Origin of the sequence: Streptomyces sp. NPDC002896 (assembly GCF_040295225.1) — a bacterium.
GTDB lineage: Bacteria > Actinomycetota > Actinomycetes > Streptomycetales > Streptomycetaceae > Streptomyces.
On record NZ_JBEOVA010000091.1, the window covers coordinates 1 to 4,597 of the forward strand.

Annotated in this window: 7 protein-coding genes; 2 read left to right on the forward strand and 5 right to left on the reverse strand. The window is 68.5% G+C overall.

Going from position 1 to position 4,597, the window contains the following annotated elements:
- On the forward strand, nt 1-462 hold a 462-nt coding region (locus ABT009_RS47220), incomplete at its 5' end, for a zinc-binding dehydrogenase (protein WP_351309600.1).
- Between the two features lie 96 nt (nt 463-558).
- Here ABT009_RS47220 and ABT009_RS47225 read toward each other — a convergent pair.
- The 4 genes from ABT009_RS47225 to ABT009_RS47240 all read right to left on the reverse strand — a co-directional run bounded on the left by ABT009_RS47225 (nt 559) and on the right by ABT009_RS47240 (nt 3,592).
- Complete coding sequence (locus ABT009_RS47225) at nt 559-831, reverse strand: hypothetical protein (protein WP_351309602.1); 273 nt, start codon at nt 829-831, stop codon at nt 559-561.
- A 234-nt stretch (nt 832-1,065) separates the two neighbouring features.
- The gene (locus tag ABT009_RS47230) at nt 1,066-1,575 is read right to left on the reverse strand and encodes an IclR family transcriptional regulator domain-containing protein (RefSeq protein WP_502990110.1); all 510 of its coding nucleotides are present in this window, start codon (nt 1,573-1,575) and stop codon (nt 1,066-1,068) included.
- 28 nt (nt 1,576-1,603) lie between these two features.
- The gene (locus tag ABT009_RS47235) at nt 1,604-2,845 is read right to left on the reverse strand and encodes a PP2C family protein-serine/threonine phosphatase (protein WP_351309608.1); all 1,242 of its coding nucleotides are present in this window, start codon (nt 2,843-2,845) and stop codon (nt 1,604-1,606) included.
- Between the two features lie 300 nt (nt 2,846-3,145).
- Nucleotides 3,146-3,592: a SpoIIE family protein phosphatase gene (locus ABT009_RS47240; RefSeq protein ID WP_351309611.1), complete on the reverse strand. Its 447-nt coding sequence runs from the start codon at nt 3,590-3,592 to the stop codon at nt 3,146-3,148.
- Between the two features lie 257 nt (nt 3,593-3,849).
- On the opposite strand from ABT009_RS47240, the gene ABT009_RS47245 reads away from it, so the two are divergent.
- Nucleotides 3,850-3,993: a hypothetical protein gene (locus ABT009_RS47245; protein WP_351309614.1), complete on the forward strand. Its 144-nt coding sequence runs from the start codon at nt 3,850-3,852 to the stop codon at nt 3,991-3,993.
- Here the strand turns inward: ABT009_RS47245 and ABT009_RS47250 are convergent.
- Nucleotides 3,990-4,376 carry an RsbRD N-terminal domain-containing protein gene (locus ABT009_RS47250; RefSeq protein ID WP_351309617.1) on the reverse strand — a complete coding sequence of 129 codons (387 nt, stop codon included), beginning with the start codon at nt 4,374-4,376 and terminating at the stop codon, nt 3,990-3,992. The two genes, ABT009_RS47245 and ABT009_RS47250, sit on opposite strands and share 4 nt — an antisense overlap.
- Nucleotides 4,377-4,597: the final 221 nt, after the last annotated feature.

Here is a 4,597-nt window from a genome sequence, read left to right on the forward strand (position 1 = left end):
ATCATCGCCATCGACCCGCTGCCCGGCGCCCGGGAGCGTGCCCTGGAATTCGGCGCGGATTTCGCCCTGGACCCGGCCGCCCCCGACTTCGCCGACCAGGTCCGCGCGGCCACCGCCGGGCAGGGCCTGGACTTCGCCTTCGACTGCGCCGGCGTGCCGGCGGTCCGCGAGCAGGCCGCCTCCGTGCTCGGCCTGAACGGAGTCCTCATCCTGGTCGGCATCAGCCCCAGGCCGATCACCATCAGCGAGGGCCTGACCTTCAACTACCTGGGCAAGCAGGTGCGCGGCCACTACGGCGGCACCCCCGAGTCCGTCACCGAGCTGGTCCGGCTGGCCGAGGTCGGCCGGCTCGACCTGGCCCCCTCCATCACCGACCACATCCCGCTCGCCGAGGCCGCCGACGCGGTCAACCGGCTGGAGAACAAGATCGGCGACCCGATCCGCCTCATCCTCGTCCCCTGACAACTGAACAGAAAGTTCATCAAGACCACCTCGGGCAGGGGTGAGTGGGCGCCGGTGCGTGAGGGAGCACCGGCGCCCACGGTCTTGTATGGAGGGTCAGTTCACAAGGGTCTTGGTGAGCTCGGAGCCGACAGGGATGTTGGCCGCTCGGATGAGGGTGCGGCGGGCGGCGTGCCCGAAGCGGTGGGCGGGCATGAAGAGGTGCCGCATGCGCAGGGCCCCCTCTGGTGGCAGGTGACGAACGGGCGCAGCCGTTGCTCCCACACGCCGAGGGCGGCGGGCAGGTGGTCCGTGTTCGGCGAGCAGCCGGGCCAGCAGTTCGGCGCCCGCGATGCCCATGCCGGAACCCTGCCCGGAGTGCAGGGTCATGCACCATGCGGAGTCGCCGAGCAGGATGACCCCTTCGCTGCAGTGCTCTCCGAAGCCACCGGCCCGCTGGACGACATCGCCGACACACTTCTCGCCCGCGCCCGGCCGGCAGGAGAGCGTGCCGACGACACCGCCCTCCTGCTGGTGGAGGTCCGTTGAGGCGGGCTCCGGTGGCTGCCGCGGCGGCTGGATATCACCGGAGGGTGACAGCCGGGCCGCTTGCCGGCGCGGGGATCAGGCGTGGTTGAGCCCGTACCGGGGGCCGAGAACGGCGATTGCCTTCTTGAGTTCCTCGCCGACGTCGTCGAGGCGATCCGCTTCTGCGGGGTCGACGGCTGCGCTGATCGCCGCTATCGGACTGCCGTCGGATGCCAGTAGGGGCGTGGCCACGGCAAAGGCGTCCTTGAATGTGACTCCGCGGTTGAAGGCGAGTCGGCGGGAGCGGATCTCGGGGAGCTCGGCGAGGAACTGCCGGACCTCTCCTGCCTGTTCCGCACCGGCCAGCTCCAGGAGCCGGTACATCTCCTCGTCGGGGACGTTGGCGAGCAGAGTCTTGCCGGCAGCGGTCGTGAAGAGGGGGCGACGGGCGTGGGTGCGCGCGACGAAAGTCAGGCTGGGCGACTCCTGACCGGCATGGTCGGCGTGGACGAGGGCGTCGCCGACGCGCACCCCGACGAGGACGGTGCAGCGGAGGACCTTGCTCAACTCGGCCAGGAACTCGTGATCGAGTGACAGCGCGGCCAGCTTGTTGGCACGAGCGGCGGCTGTCGATTCAGTCCAGGCTGGCGAGGTGGTCGGCGACGCCCCCGCGCCACTCGAGGAGGAAGAGCGTCGCGTCGTCGCTGGTCCTGCCGCCCCGTTCCTGCTTCAGCGTATGGGAGAGGGCACGCACTACCGCGCGTACTCCTGCGTCGGCCTGCTCGGTGCGGTTGACACAGTCGATGAGTTGTTCCAAACCGAACTGATCCTCGCCGACTTCGTGCTCCTCGATCACCCCGTCGGTGAAGCACAGCACACGGTCGCCGCGCTGGAGCATCAGCTCGCTGATCTGGGGCGCTTCACCGCCCAAGCCGACCGGCAAGGTAGTCGGGCTCTGGAGTTGCTGGATGACCTCGCCGTTCCGGATGAGCAGCGGTGCGGGATGGCCCGCGTTGACCCATTGCAGGTGACCTGTTGTGATGTCCAGACGCATCATCTCAGCGGTGACGAAATGCTCGGGGCCGAACTGCTTGGCGATGGCCCGGTCCATGAACGCATAGATCTCGCCCAGGGCGATGTCGCCGCGTCGGGCGTGTCGGTAGGCGCCGATAGTGACGGTCGCCATGGTGGCGGCGTCCAGGCCGTGTCCCATCGCGTCGACCACGGCCACGTGCAGGATGTCGTCGTTGAGGGCGTAGTCGAAGCTGTCACCGGCGACGTCATAGGCGGGCTCCAGGATTCCGGCCACCGCAATCTGGGGCACGTCCATCATCAGCGGCGGCAGCAGGGACCACTGCATCTCAGCAGCCACGCTCATCGGTTCGCGTCGCCGGGCCAGGAAGAACTGGTCGGTGTAGCTGTTCTTGGTGACCAGCATGTCGGCGACCAAGCTGGCGAGCCTGTGCAAAAGACGCCGGTCATCGTCATCGACGGCGTCCAGGGTGAGAGCCATCACCCCCACCTGATCGCTGCCGTCCAGCAACGGCAGGAACATCCGGACGCCGTCGGCCTGAGGTACCTCGACAGGGGTTGCGCGCAGGAAGGCCACACCGGCGTCGGAGGTATCAATCGGCTCAGCCTCGCCGACCGTCAGCCGCCTGCCCGGCAAGGGGGCCAGCACGTCCTGGCCGTAGTCCTGCAGGAGGATCGAGACCTCCCGGCCACCGATCCGGGCAATCTCTTCCGCGATCAGCGGCGCGACCAGCTGCGGCGGCATCTGCGGCTCCCGGTCCAGCAGCAGCCCCAGCAGCCGCTCACCGAACCCTTCCGACCGGTCCAGCCCGACCTTGTCGGACTGCCTCTCAGCATCCGTCATGGTCCGCGTCCTCTCCGTCTCCAGGGTAGTTCGCCCGGCTGCTTGGCTTTCGGGTTCGGCTGCCTGGAGCCGGTACGGTGCCAGCTCTGGCCCATGGCAAGGCCGGCCGCTCCCCGACGGCTGAGCGCCTTGCCGGTCACCCAGTCGGCGGTTATCGAGCAGCCCGCTCGGCCTCATGGTGTCCCGCCATGCTGGAGATCTTGTCACTGTCTGTAGCCATCCACGCCGGAGCTGCACGGTGCCGCGGCCACACAGTCACCACACAGAACAAGTGACGACATCAAAAGTCACGGCTGTTGATCAAGGAAGCGGCGGCAAAACGACATCCCAAGTCACGTCCCAAGTGGCGACCTGACGGTCCCCGAGGGCGTGGGTGCGGGCCAGTAGGAGTGCCACGTCGTCGTGCGGTCGGTCTGCGGGCAGCAGCGCTTCGAGGACGGTGTCGCAGGTCGCCTCCAGGGAGGCGGAGGACTGCGCGAGGGCGTGGCACATTCGGGTGAGGCCCGCCTCGATGTCGTGGTCGAGGGCCTCGATCAGGCCGTCGGTGTAGAGGGCGATGAGGCTGCCCTCGGGCAGGTCGATCTCCGCCGCCTCGAACGACAGGCCGCCCAGCGGCGGGCGTTGTCGATGGCCACCGCCGCCCTGGCTGCGATCTCCTGGGCGAGGAGCAGGTCCTCGTCCCCCTACGCGTCGGGCTTGTGGTGACGGAAGAACTGAGCGACACCCAGCGTGGTGCCACGGGCGCACAGCGGTACCAGCAGTATTGATGCGGACGGGCCGAGGTGGTGCCGTGAGGGCCGGCCGGTGACCAGGGCGCGAGCCGGTGGTGATCCGCCCGGATACCTGTGGAGCTGCTGCGGCGGACCGCCGATTCCCCGTAGATCGCTTCCAGGTAGGTCGTCTCGGGGTAACCGTCCATCACCGACCGCTGGGCGACCCGGCGGACCAAGAGTGTGCCCTTCGCAGGAAGCTCCTCTCCTGAAGACGTGTCGAGGAGGTCGACGGTGACGGCGTCGGCGGAGTGCTCGGTGGCCAGGTCCGCCAACTCCTGGGCGGTGCGGGCGATGTCCAGGGTCGCCCCGACGCGTACGCCCGCCTCGTTCACCACCGACAGCCGCCACTGCACCTGGCGATCCCGCTCCTCCTAGAAGGCCAGGACGCCCGTCTCCGATATGCGGTCCATGTACTCGGTCGCCAGTGCGATCAGCTTGCGTGTCGCCGCGTTGATCGGCTCTGCATCGCTGCTGAGCCGGGGCAGCTTTTCGAGCAGCCGGTCGAGGATACGGCCCTGCGCGAGCCGGAAGGCACGCAGCATCGCTGTGACCGGCTTCCCGCGCTGAGCCAGCCGACGCGCGCGCTCTGCGTCGGCGGCCGGCGGATCGATCCGCCTTGACTCGATGTCGTGCTCGATGCCGAAAAGTGTGGCGATGACGTGCTCGGCGACGCGCTCCCCCGTCATCTGTGCGATATCCGGTTCGTCCCACAGCTCGGGGATCTCGCGCCGCAGGCATTGCTCTACGTCGTGGATCAACTCGTCCGCTCACGGGCTGACTTCATGCGCGGCACGAGACAGAAGACTGTCCGCGGTCACCTTCTCGGCCGTGAGCGGCCGGGCTTGTGTGCCCGGTCGTTCACACCTTGTCGCGCTCCCGACTGCCCCCTACGACAGGACGGTCACGGGTCGCATCTCCCGCTTTCCGGCTATACCTGTGGCGGGACGGGCATGGTGACGAATGCCCACGCCGAGCGTGC

Coding starts and splice junctions, on each gene's coding strand:
- ABT009_RS47225 (WP_351309602.1), bottom strand. CDS start 831: ATGACCCTGCACTCCGGGCAGGGTTCCGGCATGGGCATCGCGGGCGCC.
- ABT009_RS47235 (WP_351309608.1), bottom strand. CDS start 2,845: ATGACGGATGCTGAGAGGCAGTCCGACAAGGTCGGGCTGGACCGGTCG.